This is a genomic window from Mumia sp. zg.B21, assembly GCF_019550855.1.
Lineage (GTDB): Bacteria > Actinomycetota > Actinomycetes > Propionibacteriales > Nocardioidaceae > Mumia.
Window position 1 is genome coordinate 130347 of sequence record NZ_JAHWCJ010000002.1, and the last position, 14816, is coordinate 145162.

Here is a 14816-nt window from a genome sequence, read left to right on the forward strand (position 1 = left end):
CCGCTGCGCTCAGGAGAACGCCGAGCGGTAGTACTCGGACTGGTCCGCGGCGTACTGCTCGTAGTCGAGCTCGCCCGGGTCGTCCCCCCGCTCGGCGACGACCAGCCGGTCGAGGTAGTAGTCCCAGCCGGGGCCGACGCTCGAGGCGGTCTCGGCGTCGGGCATCGCCTGCGCGAACGCCAGCGTCGTGAAACCTTCGGAGTCGTCCAGGTCGAGCTCGAGCACCCAGTCCGGTCCCGAGCCTTCGGACGGATCCGCGAACCGGACGACGAGGCGCCGCGGCGGCGCGCACTCCTCGACCACGTAGCGCTCCTCGGGCGTGTCCGGACCCTCGGCCGTCATCGTGAAGATGACCTCCCCCGTCGCGGGGTCACCGGTCCACGTGCCGATCCAGCGCTCGAGCCGCTCAGGCTCGGTGACGGCCGCCCACACGTCCTCGACCGGAGCGGCGAACCGGCGGTGGAAGACGACGTACTCGGTGCCGTTGCGGCTCTCGCGGCGTCCGGTCGGTGCGATGGTCATGCGGTCTCCTCGTGGTGGGGGTGGTCCTGCTCGGTCGCGGGTCGCCCTGCTGCCCGCTCCCGGACCGTACGGCGGACCTCGAGGTCGAGGCCGTCGAGAGCACGCTCGCTGAAGCGGGACGTCGGAGGGCGCATCTCGTCGAGCCAGACGCGCAAGGGCTCGAGGCCCTCGAGCCGCACCCGGTAGCGGCGTTCGCGCCCGACGGTCTCCGCCTCGACGAGCCCGACGTCAGCGAGCACCTTGAGGTGTCTGCTGATCGCAGGCCTGCTGATGGGGTGCGCAGCCGCGAGGTCGACAACCCGGCTCGGCCCGTCGAGCAGTCGGGTCAGCAGATCGCGGCGTACCGGGTCCGCCACCGCCTCGAAAACCTCCATCGCTCATTGGTAACTGAGGCGTTACCTATTGTCAAGACCCGGTGCCCCGTCGGCGATGAGTTGTGCCGACACCGGCGGTCTGCCCCAAGAACCATGCAGGAGGAACCATGCTGTCCATCCACGACCACACCACGACGTCCGCGGACGGCACGGTGATCGCCTACGACCGCCGGGGGGCCGGGCCACCGCTCGTGCTCGTCGAGCCGGCAGCCCACTTCCGCGGCTTCAGCGCCTTCGACGGACTCGCCGAGCGCCTCGCCTCTGACTTCCGCGTCTACCAGTACGACCGGCGCGGGCGCGGGTTGAGCGCGGACACCCCGCCGTACGCCGTGAGCCGCGAGGTCGAGGACCTGGCCGCGGTCGTCGCCGCCGCCGGGGCTCCCGCCTTCGCGTACGGCTTCTCCAGCGGGGCACTCGTGGCCCTGCACGCCGCTGCCGCCGGCGTCGGCCTGCGCGCGCTCGCCCTTCTCGAACCCCCGCTCCAGGCCGAGCCGGCAGAGGGTGACAGCGCATTCACAGTCACGCTGGAGTCGCTGCTCGCGGCGGGCCGTCACGACGAGGCGACCGCGTACTTCCACCGGTCGATCGGGGTCCCCGACGAGATCACCGACGGCATGCGTGACACCCCAGCGTGGGAGGCGATGGTCTCGGTCGCGCCGACCCTGGCCTATGACGCGCGACTCTCGGACGAGTCGTCGCACCGTCTCCTGGAGCGCGTCGACGTCCCTGCGCTCGTCCTCGACAGCAGCGGCAGCACCGACGACCTCACGGGCTGGGCCTCCGCGGCGTCCCGCGCCCTTCCCTACGGCAGCCACCGGAGTCTGCCGGGCGGGTGGCACGGCGTTGACCAGGAGGCCCTGGCCCTCGCGCTCTCGGACTTCTTCGGGACGGCGGACCGCGCGGCACGCGAGGTGGTCGGTCGGCAGCGCTAGGACCGAGCCGGCCCGAACCACGTCGTGAGGGCCTCCCTGAGTCCCGCCGGCGTTCCGTCCCCCACCCAGGCGACATGACCGTCGGGCCGGACGAGCACGGCGCTCGGAGCGGCGACCTCGCCCAGCACGGGCAGCTCCCACGCTCCTGCGACCTGCGCCCGTACGTGCTGGACGCGGTCCGCCCACGGCTCGGCGCCGAGATGCTCGGTCGTCCCGAGGTCGAGGAGGACGGGGCGGGCACCGTGCAGCAGGGAGTAGACACGACGGTCGCCGTCGGGCGCGACCAGGTCGAGGTCGGGCATGCGACGACCGAGCAGGGCATGGCCCTCGCCGAGGTCGTAGGCGGTGTCCAGCCCCGAGGCGAGACCCGCCATCAGGGTGCGAGGGCCGTCGAACCCCACCATCTGGGCGATCGTGCGGCTCAGCGCCGCGGTCCGGGCATCACCTCGCTGGAGCATCGACTGCGCCATCGTGTACTCGAGCACGCGGGCGGTGGCCGGGTGCCGCTCCGCCTGGTAGGTGTCCAGGAGCTCGACGGGCGAGGTGCCCTTGACCACCTGCGCCAGCTTCCAGCCCAGGTTCACCGCGTCCTGCACGCCGAGACCGATCCCCTGCCCACCCGCCGGGTGATGGACGTGGGCGGCGTCGCCGGCGACGAGCACCCGTCCTGCCCGATAGGCGGCGGCCTGCCGGGTCGCGTCGGTGAACCGTGAGACCCACGTCGGGTCGTGGACGCCGAAGTCCGTGCCGTACACGTCCTTCAACGCCTCACCGAGGTCCTCGAGCGTGGGATCCGTGGCGGGGCCGAGCCGCTGCTCGGTCACCACGACCCGGACGGTGCGCCCGTCGTCCATGACGCCCAACCCGTGGATGCCCGTCGCGTCGAGACGGATCCCGTCCGGGATGTCTTCCCTCACCTGCACCTCGGCGATCAGGTGGCTGCGCGTCGCGTCCGAGCCCTCGAACGCGATGCCGGCCTCCTTGCGGACGATGCTGCGTCCGCCGTCGGCACCGACGACGTACGGCGCCCGGAGCGGTGACCCGTCCGCAAGACGGAGGACGACCCCGGTCTCGTCCTGGGCGACACCCGTCACCTCGAGGCCGCGACGGATGGGCACCCCCAGCTCCTCCACCCAGCCGAGCAGGATGCGCTCGATGTGGTTCTGCCACAACCCCAGCGAGTACGGGTGCCGGGTGGGGAAGTTGCTCTGGTCCAGCATCGTGCTGCCGAAGCTGACCACCTGGACCGTCTGCCCCTCGGCCAGGAACCTGTCGGCGATCCCCCGCTGGTCGAGCACCTCGATCGTGCGCGCGTGGAACCCACCCGCCCGGGAGCCCGCGAGCTCCGGTGTCGGTCGCCGCTCGACGACCGTGACCTCCACTCCTGCCAAGGCCAGCTCTCCCGCGAGCATCAGCCCCGTTGGCCCGCTTCCTACGACGACCACGTCGTTCATCTCAGCCCTCCTGTTCGCTCGGCACCGAGCAGTCTGGGGCAGCGACGGGGGCTTGCCGCAAGCCCAGGGGTGCGCTATACGTTGAGGAGGGCAGGGAGCATGGCTTCCTGCCTTCGTCGTGCCCGCGCCCGGATCGGTCGGCGCCCCGCGAGGGTCGTCAGCCGCGGTGGCGGCCGGAGTCAGCCGTACGCCGGCGAAGGCCCAGAGCCAGCGCGGCCAGCGAGACCGCGCCGACTCCCGCGACCACGGCAGCCGAGGTCGTACGACCGACTCCGTCGAGCGGATCGGAGGCGACAGGGCGGGCGCGGTCCGACGGACCACCCGGCTCCGCGAGTGCGCCGGCGACGGGCGCGGAGGTCTCCGCCGTCGTCGGGGTCGGGGCCGTGCTCGGGCTGGGCGTCACGCTCGGCGTCGGTGTCGTCCGAGGAGGCTTCGGCGCCTGGGTCGGAGCGGTTGTCGGTCGCGGTGACGTCCGCGCGGCCTTCGGCTTCGCGGGTGCCGCGCTCGGCTTCGGTGTCGGGGTGGCCGAGGGAGTCGTGGGGGCCGCGGGAGCCGGTCGCGAGCCGGAGCCGGGATAGTTCGCGAACACCTGCACGCCCCAGGTGCTGCCGCCCGCCCTGATGAAGGCGATCCCGATGTCGGTGTAGTCGCCGAGGATGTTCGCACGGTGTCCCGAGGAGTCCATCCAGCCGCCGTGCATGGCGGCACCGCTCGGATAGCCCATCGCGACGTTCTCACCCACCCGACGCCACCCGCTCGGGATCTGGTCGGCGACGTCGGGGTTGTGCGACATGCGCCGGGCATCGGCCATCCGGTGTGCCCAGGCGAGCGCGACCGCGTCGAGGTTGGCGTTGCGGGTCAGCGGTGCGAGGCCCTGCGCCGCGCGGGCAGCGTTCGCGCGTGCACCGATGGTGTCGGCGTCGGACCCAGCGAGGGCGGGGGCGCCCCCGACCAGCACGAGGAGGAACGTCAGCGCCAGGACCACGACGGGCGCGGCCACCCTTCGGTCTCGTGTCGTCACCCGTGGAGACTAGCGGTTCCCCCGGGGGTCGGGTCCAGTCGCGCGACGGGGCTGCTCGGCGGCCGGCTCAGCGGTCGTCGCGGCTGAAGTGCTGGTAGTCCTTGAGCGTCCTCCACGCCCCGCCCCATCCCCAGCCGATCGTCTCGAACGCCCGGACGACCGGTCCGCCGGCGAGGATCATCCCGGGCCGGACGCGGTTGCGGTCGACATAGGCGGTCGCCAGCTCGGGCAGGACCAGGTCGCCCTTGACGTACGGGTTCTGGAACGGGTTGATGTCGACCGCCAGACCATAGGCGTGCTGGGAGAACGTGGTCGTGCCGCGGGTGGGCCGGCAGTTGAAGGCACCGGTGTTGTTGCCGTCACCGGTCGGCGGTGCCGACAGCTCCGCAGCGCGGGTGATGCGCATCTCCTCGATCGGGAAGCGGGCGGCGTACATCGCCCGGAAGGCGCGGACGACCTTGCGGGCGACCGTCTTGTTGACCAGGAGCTCGCCGGTGTGGCGGGCGTCGTCGAAGCCCCAGAACGTCAGGCGGATCCAGGCGAGGTCGGACCGCGCGACCGGGCAGCCGGCCCGCCAGGTGGAGCGGTCGATGACGCTGTCCGGCGGTGGCGACACGATCCGGCTGGCGAAACCCGACCCGGGCAACGCCGGCAGCTGGTCCGGGAGGGTGAACCGACGGTTCCGCAGTGCCGGAGGGGTCGGGCGGACCTCACCGAAGCCGTCCGTGGTGACGGGGAGCACCCGCCTGCCCAACCACGCCGGAGGCACCGTGCCCGGGGCGGGCCTCGACGAGGGCGTCGGCGTGGCCGCGGGTGGTGTCGTCGCGGAGGGCGCGGTCGTCGGTGGGCTCGCGCTCGGCGACGCCGATGCCGGGGTGCTCTCGGAGCCGGTCGTCGGCTGCGCGTCCGGGTCACCCTTGCAGCCCGCGAGCACGACGGCCAGCGCGATCCCGAGAGCAGGGAGCGAGGTGCGTACGCGGCGGCGCTGCATCCTTCCGAGTCTAGAACCCGATGTTGTCGGCGCCGCCGAACGAACGAGGCACTCGCCCCGGCGTACGCTGCGACCGTGGGGCCAACCACCCGCTCCGACGGTGTCACCGGGTCGAGCGCCCGGTGGCGGATCCGCTCGGGGCAGGGCTGGTACTGGCGTACGTGGCTCGTGGTCGGTGCGTTCGCCGTCGTCACGCTGGTCGGCGCATCTGTCGCCGGCATCCCGATCCGCGACCCGGGCAACGCCTTCTTCCTCTCACGGCTGGCGATCGCGCTGCCCGGACTGCTGGTGCTCGCCGTCGTCGACGCCTGCTGGCGAGCCCACCCACGGACGGTGCGTACGACCCTGGGCGCTCTCCGCGCGAGGTGGACGGCACGCAGGACCGCCGCCGCGGTGAGCGGGCTCGTCGCCTACTACCTCGTCTATCTCTGCTACCACAACCTCAAGAGCTGGGACGTCCTGCTCGACCCCCGCGACGACCTGCTCCTGAGCTGGGACCGGTGGCTGTTCTTCGGCAGCACTCCGGGCGAGGCGCTGCACGACCTGCTGGGCGAGGGGGTCGCGATGTCGATCCTCTCGGTCGTCTACACCGCTTTCACGCCCGTCGTGACGGCGATGCTGCTCGGCTCGTTGGTGTTCACGGCGCGCATCCGGCACGGGTTCGTGATGCTCGTGGCGGGCATGTGGGGATGGATCCTCGGGGTCGGCTCGTACTACCTGATCCCATCCCTGGGACCGTTCTGGCGGCTGCCGGAGGACTACGCCGATCTTCCCCGCACGGTCATCCAGGACATGTGGGAGAAGGACATCGCTGGTCGCGAGCAGCTGCTGGCCCATCCGGAGGCGCCGGACGCGTTCGCGCAGATCTCCGCGTTCGCGAGCCTGCACGTCGCGTTCACCACGCTGGTCTGGTTGATGGCGCGCTACTACGGGCTCCGGCGCCTGAGCCACGTCCTCGGCGTCTTCGTCCTCGCCACGATCGTGGCGACGTTCTACCTTGGCTGGCACTACGTCGCCGACGACGTGGCCGGGGTCGCGATCGGCTTCCTCGCCGTCTTCCTGGGCCGCAAGACGGTCTACCCCCGGCGGTCGGAGGAGCCGAGCCGAGAATGAGGGCGGCGGCGTCCCTCTCGTCTGCGGATCGGGACGGGCGGATCGCCTTTGGTCGAGGCCGGGCTAGTCCTTCGGACGATGCCGGGTGGCCCGCACCGTTCGTACGGTCGGGCCATGACCGTCGAACCTCCCACCACGACGCTCGGCTACACGCGCTCGGACGCGATCGGCACCGCCGTCGTCTTCGGTGTCGGCGGGCTCCTCCTCTTCCTGCTCGCCCCCGTCCTGGCGGCATGGTTGGCCGACGTCCCTGTCGTCCCGTTCAAGGGCCCGCTGGAGTGGGTGGCGTCGTTCGACCAGCCGTGGGCGTGGGTGGCGCGTCCTACCGTCGGTCTGCTCCTCGGCCTCGCCCTCGCTGCCTCCGAGATCTGGGGCGCCTACCGGTTGGAGGTCGACGACGACGCCGTGGTGGTGCACCACGGCGACGACCGCCGCCGCATCGACCGTACGCAGGTCGTGGCGGTCTATCGCGACGGCAAGAAGGTCGTCATCGACGGCCACGACGGTCGTCGCCTCTTCGAGCAGGAGGTGGAGGCGAGTCGCAAGGCAGTCGCCGCCGCGTTCCAACGCCACGGCTATCCGTGGGAAGGGCTGTGACGACGACCTCGAGTCAGCGCCGAGCGCGCCACTCCCTCGCAAACGGCGGCAGACCCGTCACCGGCGACCTCCGGAGGAAGGTGCCGGTGACCTCCGGACGGCTGGCCGTGTAGAGCCACGTGTCGAAGAGGTCGTCGAGCTGTTGCCCCGAGACACGCTCGGCGTAGGCGATGAACTGCGGGGTCGTGACGTTGCCGCCCGCGTTGCGCCGTGCCCAGCCGCGCAGGATCGCGAAGAAGTCGTCGTCTCCGACGGCGAGCCGCAGCTGGTGCAACGTCATCGCACCGCGGTCGTACACCGCGTTCGCGAACAGGCCGTCCGGTCCCGGGTCGCCGATCGTGAGGTCCCAGAACGGGTCCTCGGCCGGGTAGGCCGCGTAGGTGTCGTCGAAGATCTCCTGGGCCGTGGCCTCGCCCTTGTCCTCCCACCAGAGCCACTCGGCGTACGACGCGAAGCCTTCGTTGAGCCAGATGTCGCTCCACCGCTCGACCGCGAGACTGTCCCCGTACCACTGATGGGCGAGCTCGTGCACGACCACGGCCTCGGCGGCCTGTTCGCTTCCACCGATCTGCTCCTGCGAGTAGATCGGCCGCGTCTGGTTCTCCAGGGCGAACCCGAGGTTGGGGTACGCATCGACGATGCCACCGGACGAGGAGAACGGGTAGCGCCCGAAGGTGTCCTGCAAGAAGTCGAGGATCCGCGGGTGCTTGGCGAACGCCGCCTCCGCCTTGTCGCCGACGGTCGCGGGGCCTTCGTCCGGCGTGCCGGCGATCCAGTCGTTGGGGTTGGGCTCGCTCCCTGCGGGAGCGCCGCTGACGGTCCAGCCGTCCAGCTCGTCGCCGTCGGCCTCGAACGACGTGCTGCCTGCTCCGGTCGGGGTGGTGATGTCGTCGACGAAGACGCCGCCGGCCTGGACCACGTCGTCGCTCGCGTACGTCAGGGACAGCTCCACCGACCGGCCCGTCCAGGCACCCAGGTCGACGCGCCACTGCTCGTAACCGTCGGACTGGCCGGTGGCGGCGTTCCAGGACCCGCTCGAGCCCGTCGCTGCGCACGTGTCGTCGCCCTGCGCCGTCTGGTAGTGCTCGAGGAACGGGTGCAGCGACAGCCAGTACGGGCAGGAGTTGCCGACCTCGGTGCTGGTCGCTCCGCCGAGGTCGGGCAGCGTCGTCCAGTCGTCACCGCCCGGCGTCCGCGCCTCCACGAAGAAGTAGTCCCAGTCCTCCTCGGTCGACCGGTCCACCCAGAAGCTCAGCTGCCCACCGGCCGCCGGGACCTCGACCGTGCGGGTCAGCCGCTTGTAGGACAGGCTGGCGGCCTGCGAGATGGCGTACTGGTCGCCGGTGCGCGCCGGCACCCGCGCGTACAGCTTGGGGTCGATCGCCTCGATCATCCGGATCCCGTCATAGCGGTAGTCCTTCACCCGGAAGTCGCTGATGGTCGCGGTCGTGAGGTACGACGCCATCGGCTCGCGTGCCTCCCACAGCCAGGTGGTCCACCCTCGCGAGGTCGACTGACCACGCGGGACCCCGTTGGCGACGGCCCGCAGGCCCTTCGGCGCGGTGATCTTGAACGAGTACGACGCCTTGTCGCTCGGGTGGTCGTTGACCGGATACCAGGTGTCGGCGACGTGGGGCTGACCGACGACGAGCGCCCCGTCGTCGGTGTGGATGAAGCCCGAGCCGTCCTCGAGAGTCTGCGGGACCCCGTCGTACCGGATGTCGGTGACGAAGGTGGTGCGCTTGCGGAGGCCGCGTGGCGGGGTGATCGTCAGCTCACCGCCGGTGTGCCGCCAGGTCGCACGGCGCCCGTTCACCCGCACGGAACGGACGGTCAGTCCCTCGAGGTCGAGGTTGAACCGAGACAGGTTCTGGGTGGCACGGGCACGCATGCGGGCCTGTCCGGCCAGCCGGTCCGTGGCCGGGTCGTACCGGACGTCGAGCGTGTAGTGGATCGCGTCGTAGCCGCCGTTGCCGTCGGTCGGGAAGTACGGGTCGCCGATGCCCGCGGCCCCGGGAGTGAAGTGGGGCCGATCATGAGCGCTCGCTGGCCCGCCGAGCAGGGCGGCACCGAGAGCGAGGGCGGAGAAGACCGAGACGAGGGCAGGGAACGTGCGGCGCATGGCGACCTCCGGAGACGAACCGTCGGTTCCTCACTGTCGTCCACGTCACACTCCCGCGCAAGAGGGCGCAGACCACCGTGCCCCGGTCGACCGGTCAGCCGCGGCGACGGTCGCGCCAGGCTCCGGTGGCCCACAGCGCCCACAGGACGAGCAACGGCTGGAACAGCAGCCGGACGGCCCGAGCCCTGTCGTCGTTGAGACCGAACGCGTCGGTGTGCGTGACGTACTGCGAGATGTTGCCGGGGAAGATCGCCACGAAGAACGCCGCCGTGAGCCATCCGACCGGGACGCGCCTGCCGGGAAGGCCGATCAGGGCGCCGCCGAGCCCAACCTCCACGAAGCCGGACGCGATGACCACCGTGTCGGCGCCGACCGGGACCCAGTCCGGGACCTGGGCGAGGAACTCGCGGCGCGCGAAGGTGAGGTGGCTGATGCCGGCGAAGAGGAGGAAGGCGCCGAGCGCCCACCGTCCGATCGTACGGGGCGTCGAGAGCGGTGGCGGTGAGGTGTCGGGCATGGACCTCAGGCTATGGGCAGAGCATCTGCAGGAGTGCCGCACACTCGCGCCGCAGCGTGTCGGCGGCATCGGTACGCCCGGCCAGCAGGTCGATCAGCGCTCGGAGGAAGAGCCCGTCGTAGAGGGCGTATGCGACGGGTGACGAGACCCGGGGAGGGCTGTCGGCGAGGTCGGCGTAGCGGCAGACGACACGCCACACCATCTGCTCGAGGAGGAGGTCGATCTCCTCGATGACGCCCTCGAGCTCGGGCGTGTACATGCTCTGGTTGCGCAGGTCGTACCACATGCGGTGCAGGTCGGTCTCGTCACGGAGCGTGGCGACCATGGCGTCGGAGTAACCGTCCCGGAGCTCCCTCGCCGTGGTCGCGGACTCGATGATGGAGTCGTAGTGCTTGACGCAGTCTCGCTTGTACTGCCGCACGCAGTGCTGCATCAGGTCGAGCTTGTCGCTGAAGTAGTAGTGGACGACACCGTGCGAGTACGGAGAGTTCTGGGCGATGTCACGCAGGCTCGTGTTGGCGAAGCCCCGATCGGCCAGGGTGGAGAGAGCCGAGCTGGCCAGCTCGGCTCGCCGTTGCTCGAACTTGTCGTCCGAGGCACGACCGGCTCGCGCCTGCCGGCGCGTGGCGCGTCCCCCCGCGGTACTCACGGGCCCCACGATACGCCGGTCGAAAGTCACCGACTCCCTCGTGCAAAAAAAGAATCTTGACAGATGTATACGAAAAATCTTGTCAACCGTCAAGATGTCTGTTTATCTATTCATATCCGTTCGGTCTCGTACCAGGCGGATGAAGGGGCTCGGGCCGGCGGGGGCGGCACCGGGCCCCTCACGCGTCCCCGCACTGGCGACCAGGTGACCGCTGAGCGACAGGACGCGACATGACCGACACCCGCCCCGACACGATCGTGCTCGTGCACGGACTCTGGATGACCCCCCGCAGCTGGGAAGGCTGGGTGGACTACTACGGCGCCAAGGGATTCAGCGTCCTGACGCCCGGCTACCCCGGCTTCGAGATCGAAGTGGAGGCGCTGCGCGAGAACACCGACGTGATCGCCCGCCTCACCGTCCCTGACACCGTCGGCCACCTCGCTTCTGTCATCGAGGGTCTCGACTCGCCGCCGGTCATCATGGGCCACTCCTTCGGCGGCACGCTCACCCAGCTTCTCCTTGCACGCGGCCTCGGCGCTGCGGGTGTCGTGATCGACTCGGCACCGACCGAGGGGGTCCACGTCACCCCGCCGTCACAGGTGAGATCGCTCTTTCCCATCCTCAAGAACCCGGCCACCCGGACCAAGGCGGTCGGATTCACTCCGGAGGAGTTCCACTACTCGTTCGCCAACACCCTGTCCAGGGCGGAGTCCGACCAGGCGTGGGAGCGCTACCAGGTCCCCGCGCCGGGCAGCTGGGTCTGGGAGTACGGGCTGCTCGCAAACATCAAGCCGGGCCACCAGGAGACGTGGGTCGACTACGACAACGACGACCGGGCGCCGTTGCTGTTCATCGCGGGCGGCGAGGACCACATCATGCCGCCGTCGGTCAACAGGGCGAACGCCAAGCACTACAAGAAGTCCGCCGCACTCACCGACTACCACGAGTTCGAGGGGCGCGACCACTGGACGTGTGCCGCTCCGGGCTGGGAGGCCGTCGCCGACCACGCGCTCGAGTGGTCCCTCGAGCATGCCGGCACGACGTCCCGTACGGCGCCCGTCACCGACACGTGATGCCGCTGTCCGACGGCCACGACCACGAGGTTCGGCGCAGCGAGCGCGGCACGCTCGTACGGCGCCGCCTCCCAGGCGCCGACTGCCTGACCTCGTGGGACGAGGCGGCCCTGCTTCGGCTCGTCGCGGCGGTCTCGCCCTTGCCCGTCCCCCAGGTGCTCGATGTCAGACGGGACGACGACGTGATGGAGATGGCTCTCGTCCCGGGCGGTCCGCTGCTCACCAGGCTCGCCGAGCTGGACCAGCCGACGCGAGATCGACTCGGCGCCGACCTGGGCGCCTTCCTCTCCGCGCTGCACGGCATCCCCGTGGCCTCCGTCTCCGGGCTCGTCCCCGTCGACGACACCGCACCGGCCGATCTGCTCGCCGAGGGAGTCGAGCTCCTCGGGGCGTGTGCCGGCGCGATCCCCGTGGGCCGTCACCGCGCCGTCGAACGCTTCCTCGAGTCGCCCGCACCGCGGCCGTCCGCGCGACGGGTGCTCTCCCACAATGACCTGGGCGCGGAGCACGTCTTCGTCGACGAGGACGCCCAGGTCATCACCGGGGTCATCGACTGGTCGGACGCCGCGCTGACCGATCCCGCGCTGGACCTGGGACTGGTGCTGCGAGACCTCGGCGTCGGCGCGTTCGACCGTGCACTCGACGCGGACGACGGCGAGCCCGAGGTCGACGACCTTCGGACTCGGGCGATCTTCCACGCCCGGATCCGCGCGCTCGAGGACCTCGCCTACGGCATCGAGACCGACCGGGACCTCTATCGGCGCAACGCGTCTCGGGCCATCGCCGCCCTCTTCGACGACGAGGGTTAGTCAGTCGCGGTCCTGCCAGGTGCAGAGGCAGACCTTGTTGCCCTCGGGATCTGCGAGCACCCAGAAGCTGGGCGCCTCGTCGTCGCTGGCGACGGTGCCCCCCGCGGCGAGGGCGGCGTCGATCCGCGACTGGACCTGGTCGGGCGGCACCCACACGTCGAGGTGCCACCGCTGGCGTGGCTCCTCGCTGCCGGACGGCTGGAACCAGACGGTCGGCAGGGCACGATGCTGGTCGCGGATCTCGTCGTCGACCTCCGGCACGGGTGACTCCTCCATCGCCAGGGCGGCTCGCCAGAACGGCAGCACCTCGCCGTACGCCGGACTGTCCAGAGCGAGCTCGATCCGGGAGACGGTCGCCGGCTCGAGAGAGACGTCGTCGTCCGCATCCGCAACGACGGCGCTGATCCGGCGCGCGAGGTCGACGTCGACGCGGGTGACGCCTCCCGCCGCGTGGTGCGTCAGACGGACGTCGACGTGGGTGGGTCGCAGGTCGAGGTCGGGGTCGTGGTGGGTCGACCCCGCGGCCGCGCCGATCGCGTTCGCGACACGGAGCGCTGCGGCGAAGTCGGGGACGCGTATCCGCGTCTGGAGCCCACCGAGGAGGTAGACCCAGCCGTCCAGCTTCTCGTCGGCGACCCTCTGCCCGGTCAAGGTTTCGATGCTCATGGACCCATGCTGGCGTCAGGGCGGCCTGGCGCACAGGTCGACGCGCCGCAAACCCCGTGACATCACGACCGATCGGTCGTAATGTTTGGTCGCATGACGCTCACTGACGGCAGGACGACCACGGACGAGCCACCGTACGGGGTGGTGGTCCCGGTCCGGGTCTACCTCGACGACCTCGACGGCTTCGGGATGCTCAACCACGTCGAGTACGCACGGCTCTTCGACCACGCGGTCATCGACTTCTGGACCGGGGCCGGCTGGGTCCTCGACCCGTCGACGTCGGTCCAGGTCATCCGCGACCTCCACCTGACGTTCCACCAGCCCGTGACCGCCGTCGGCGACGTGGCCGTGCACCTGTGGGTCGAGGAGGTCGGCAGGACAAGCGTCAACTACCACTTCCGGATCCTGTCCAGCGATCACGAGACCCTGCACGCCGAGGGCACGCGGCGGCTCATCAACCTCGACCCGGCGACGTTGCGGCCGACGCCGTTGACCGACGAGCAGTGGGAGTACGCGGCGCCACTGCTCCGCGGCGACGTCCGGCGCACCACCTAGCTGCTAGCCGAGCGCACCGATCACGTCGAGGGCACAGCCGACGGCCAGCCCGAGCTCCTCGTCGTCCTCGAACAGGGCGTAGCGGACACTGCCCGCGGAAAGGAACGCGTCGAGCTGGAAGGCGACCATGCGTCCGTCCCCGCCCGCAGCCTCCGCGTCGGCTGCCAAGAGGTCGAGCCACTCTCGCTCGAGACGACGCACCGCGTCGGCGACCGCGCCGTGCTGCGCGCCGTACTCTGCCGAGGTCGTCACCAGGAAGCACCCACCGGGGAAGACACGGCGGCGGACGTAGGCGGCCCAGCTCTCGACGAGCGCCGTCAACCGGCGCGATCCCGACCCGGCCGACCACACGGGCGCGATCACCTCGGAGATGAAAACGCGGCGGGCCTCGGCGATCGCCGCGAGCTGGATCGCCTCCCGGTTCTCGAAGACGGTCAGGATGCCGCTCTTGCTGACCCCGGTCGCGGTCGCGAGCCGACCGACGGAGACAGAGTCGAGCCCGTGCAGCGTCGCCACGTCCGCGGCGCAGCGGGCGACCTTCTGACGAGACGCGTCACCGCGCGCTCGACGTCCGTCGGTGGTCGCGGTCATGACGCGAGTCTAGGTGGCGCTCACGACCCTGGACGAGCTCGAGCGACGGCGAAGGATCAGCACTGCGTTGACGGTCACGATCACCACCGCAGCGGCGGCTGCGGTGAGGACGAGCGCGTCCGAGGTGTCGCGGACCGCGACCATCACGCCGATCAGCGCCCACACCAGCGTGGCGGCGTACGCCCAGGAGCCGCCGAGGAGCACGCTGATGGCCAGCGCGACGAGGGCGAGCACGACCAGGGCACCCAGCTGCCAGGCGACCTCGTCCCCGTCGAGCCATCCCGACTCCACCATGGCCGCGCAGACGTTGACGATGCCGGCCGCGGTGACCCACCCGGCGTACACGCCCGTCGTCACCCGCGCCAGAAGGGTCAGCCAGGTCGGCGCACCGACGTCGGAGGACACACGCCTCTTCGCGACCGTCGCGGCGTCGACCGCGACGACGACCATCGCGACGAGAACGGCGGCGGTCACCCACGTCCACTCCAGCGCCGAGACGACGATCCACAACGCCGCACCCGCGTACAGGAGCACGAGGTCGCGCAGCAGACGGTCCGGTTGCCGCGTCCCGGTCGACCGCTTCACGAGGACCACGACGGCGAAGACCACCGTCAGCAGGTAGATCAGGCTCCAGATCGAGAACGTGTAGCCGGCCGGGGTGATCAGCAGGTCCTCGCCCTGGCTGCTCGGCGGTGCGCCGAGACCGCCCAGCGACTGGACGGCGGGGACCAGGATCTGGACCGCGGCGGCGGCGAGGGCCGCCCATGCGAGAGCACGGGACGGCGTGGTCGTGGCGTTCGTCTTCGTCGAAGTGGTCATCGCTCTCCACG

At 70.9% G+C, this 14816-nt stretch carries 17 protein-coding genes; 6 read left to right on the forward strand and 11 right to left on the reverse strand.

The window, feature by feature from the left end; genetic code table 11:
- Window positions 1-9 precede the first annotated feature (9 nt).
- Window positions 10-522: an SRPBCC domain-containing protein gene (locus KV100_RS09325; protein ID WP_220342686.1), complete on the reverse strand. Its 513-nt coding sequence runs from the start codon at window positions 520-522 to the stop codon at window positions 10-12.
- Window positions 519-896: a helix-turn-helix transcriptional regulator gene (locus KV100_RS09330; protein WP_220342687.1), complete on the reverse strand. Its 378-nt coding sequence runs from the start codon at window positions 894-896 to the stop codon at window positions 519-521. The genes KV100_RS09325 and KV100_RS09330 overlap by 4 nt, the downstream gene beginning before the upstream one ends.
- Before the next feature lie 107 nt (window positions 897-1003).
- Here KV100_RS09330 and KV100_RS09335 point away from each other — a divergent pair, with 107 nt between their 5' ends.
- Window positions 1004-1828 carry an alpha/beta fold hydrolase gene (locus KV100_RS09335; RefSeq protein ID WP_220342688.1) on the forward strand — a complete coding sequence of 275 codons (825 nt, stop codon included), beginning with the start codon at window positions 1004-1006 and terminating at the stop codon, window positions 1826-1828.
- Here the strand turns inward: KV100_RS09335 and KV100_RS09340 are convergent.
- From KV100_RS09340 to KV100_RS09350, 3 genes are all read right to left on the reverse strand, one after another.
- Window positions 1825-3534 carry an FAD-dependent oxidoreductase gene (locus tag KV100_RS09340; protein ID WP_308291447.1) on the reverse strand — a complete coding sequence of 570 codons (1710 nt, stop codon included), beginning with the start codon at window positions 3532-3534 and terminating at the stop codon, window positions 1825-1827. The two genes, KV100_RS09335 and KV100_RS09340, sit on opposite strands and share 4 nt — an antisense overlap.
- Window positions 3440-4303, reverse strand: coding sequence for a CAP domain-containing protein (locus tag KV100_RS09345; protein WP_220342690.1), 864 nt, complete (start codon window positions 4301-4303; stop codon window positions 3440-3442). The genes KV100_RS09340 and KV100_RS09345 overlap by 95 nt, the downstream gene beginning before the upstream one ends.
- 67 nt (window positions 4304-4370) lie before the next feature.
- Window positions 4371-5294 carry a M15 family metallopeptidase gene (locus KV100_RS09350; protein ID WP_220342691.1) on the reverse strand — a complete coding sequence of 308 codons (924 nt, stop codon included), beginning with the start codon at window positions 5292-5294 and terminating at the stop codon, window positions 4371-4373.
- 75 nt (window positions 5295-5369) lie between these two features.
- Here KV100_RS09350 and KV100_RS20155 point away from each other — a divergent pair, with 75 nt between their 5' ends.
- Window positions 5370-6407: a phosphatase PAP2 family protein gene (locus KV100_RS20155; RefSeq protein WP_220342692.1), complete on the forward strand. Its 1038-nt coding sequence runs from the start codon at window positions 5370-5372 to the stop codon at window positions 6405-6407.
- Between the two features lie 114 nt (window positions 6408-6521).
- Window positions 6522-7004: a hypothetical protein gene (locus KV100_RS09360; RefSeq protein WP_220342693.1), complete on the forward strand. Its 483-nt coding sequence runs from the start codon at window positions 6522-6524 to the stop codon at window positions 7002-7004.
- A gap of 13 nt (window positions 7005-7017) precedes the next feature.
- On the opposite strand, the gene KV100_RS09365 is transcribed toward KV100_RS09360, so the two are convergent.
- From KV100_RS09365 to KV100_RS09375, 3 genes are all read right to left on the reverse strand, one after another.
- A complete protein-coding gene (locus tag KV100_RS09365; protein WP_220342694.1) occupies window positions 7018-9126 on the reverse strand; it encodes a M1 family metallopeptidase in 2109 nt (702 codons plus the stop codon).
- A gap of 94 nt (window positions 9127-9220) precedes the next feature.
- The gene (locus KV100_RS09370) at window positions 9221-9643 is read right to left on the reverse strand and encodes a hypothetical protein (RefSeq protein ID WP_220342695.1); all 423 of its coding nucleotides are present in this window, start codon (window positions 9641-9643) and stop codon (window positions 9221-9223) included.
- A 10-nt stretch (window positions 9644-9653) separates the two neighbouring features.
- Window positions 9654-10292, reverse strand: coding sequence for a TetR/AcrR family transcriptional regulator (locus tag KV100_RS09375; protein ID WP_220342696.1), 639 nt, complete (start codon window positions 10290-10292; stop codon window positions 9654-9656).
- A 230-nt stretch (window positions 10293-10522) separates the two neighbouring features.
- Between KV100_RS09375 and KV100_RS09380 the strand changes: the two genes are divergently transcribed.
- Together KV100_RS09380 and KV100_RS09385 are read left to right on the forward strand one after the other, a co-directional pair.
- Window positions 10523-11365, forward strand: a complete 843-nt coding sequence (locus KV100_RS09380) for an alpha/beta hydrolase (RefSeq protein WP_220342697.1) — start codon at window positions 10523-10525, stop codon at window positions 11363-11365.
- On the forward strand, window positions 11365-12174 hold the full coding sequence (locus tag KV100_RS09385; RefSeq protein WP_220342698.1) for a phosphotransferase family protein: 810 nt from the start codon (window positions 11365-11367) through the stop codon (window positions 12172-12174). Before KV100_RS09380 ends, KV100_RS09385 begins: the two co-directional genes overlap by 1 nt.
- On the opposite strand, the gene KV100_RS09390 is transcribed toward KV100_RS09385, so the two are convergent.
- Window positions 12175-12840: a VOC family protein gene (locus KV100_RS09390; protein WP_220342699.1), complete on the reverse strand. Its 666-nt coding sequence runs from the start codon at window positions 12838-12840 to the stop codon at window positions 12175-12177.
- A 93-nt stretch (window positions 12841-12933) separates the two neighbouring features.
- On the opposite strand from KV100_RS09390, the gene KV100_RS09395 reads away from it, so the two are divergent.
- The gene (locus tag KV100_RS09395) at window positions 12934-13395 is read left to right on the forward strand and encodes a thioesterase family protein (protein ID WP_220342700.1); all 462 of its coding nucleotides are present in this window, start codon (window positions 12934-12936) and stop codon (window positions 13393-13395) included.
- A 3-nt stretch (window positions 13396-13398) separates the two neighbouring features.
- Here KV100_RS09395 and KV100_RS09400 read toward each other — a convergent pair whose 3' ends face one another.
- Both KV100_RS09400 and KV100_RS09405 read right to left on the reverse strand, forming a co-directional pair.
- A complete protein-coding gene (locus tag KV100_RS09400) occupies window positions 13399-13986 on the reverse strand; it encodes a TetR/AcrR family transcriptional regulator (RefSeq protein WP_220342701.1) in 588 nt (195 codons plus the stop codon).
- 9 nt (window positions 13987-13995) lie between these two features.
- Window positions 13996-14805, reverse strand: a complete 810-nt coding sequence (locus KV100_RS09405) for a hypothetical protein (RefSeq protein ID WP_220342702.1) — start codon at window positions 14803-14805, stop codon at window positions 13996-13998.
- Between the last annotated feature and the right edge of the window lie 11 nt (window positions 14806-14816).

What these genes read in the sequence shown, in the direction of transcription:
- KV100_RS09325 (WP_220342686.1), bottom strand. Translation starts at nt 522, where the DNA reads ATGACCATCGCACCGACCGGACGCCGCGAGAGCCGCAACGGCACCGAG.
- KV100_RS09330 (WP_220342687.1), bottom strand. Translation starts at nt 896, where the DNA reads ATGGAGGTTTTCGAGGCGGTGGCGGACCCGGTACGCCGCGATCTGCTG.
- KV100_RS09335 (WP_220342688.1), top strand. Translation starts at nt 1,004, where the DNA reads ATGCTGTCCATCCACGACCACACCACGACGTCCGCGGACGGCACGGTG.
- KV100_RS09350 (WP_220342691.1), bottom strand. Translation starts at nt 5,294, where the DNA reads ATGCAGCGCCGCCGCGTACGCACCTCGCTCCCTGCTCTCGGGATCGCG.
- KV100_RS09360 (WP_220342693.1), top strand. Translation starts at nt 6,522, where the DNA reads ATGACCGTCGAACCTCCCACCACGACGCTCGGCTACACGCGCTCGGAC.
- KV100_RS09365 (WP_220342694.1), bottom strand. Translation starts at nt 9,126, where the DNA reads ATGCGCCGCACGTTCCCTGCCCTCGTCTCGGTCTTCTCCGCCCTCGCT.
- KV100_RS09370 (WP_220342695.1), bottom strand. Translation starts at nt 9,643, where the DNA reads ATGCCCGACACCTCACCGCCACCGCTCTCGACGCCCCGTACGATCGGA.
- KV100_RS09380 (WP_220342697.1), top strand. Translation starts at nt 10,523, where the DNA reads ATGACCGACACCCGCCCCGACACGATCGTGCTCGTGCACGGACTCTGG.
- KV100_RS09385 (WP_220342698.1), top strand. Translation starts at nt 11,365, where the DNA reads ATGCCGCTGTCCGACGGCCACGACCACGAGGTTCGGCGCAGCGAGCGC.
- KV100_RS09390 (WP_220342699.1), bottom strand. Translation starts at nt 12,840, where the DNA reads ATGAGCATCGAAACCTTGACCGGGCAGAGGGTCGCCGACGAGAAGCTG.
- KV100_RS09395 (WP_220342700.1), top strand. Translation starts at nt 12,934, where the DNA reads ATGACGCTCACTGACGGCAGGACGACCACGGACGAGCCACCGTACGGG.
- KV100_RS09400 (WP_220342701.1), bottom strand. Translation starts at nt 13,986, where the DNA reads ATGACCGCGACCACCGACGGACGTCGAGCGCGCGGTGACGCGTCTCGT.
- KV100_RS09405 (WP_220342702.1), bottom strand. Translation starts at nt 14,805, where the DNA reads ATGACCACTTCGACGAAGACGAACGCCACGACCACGCCGTCCCGTGCT.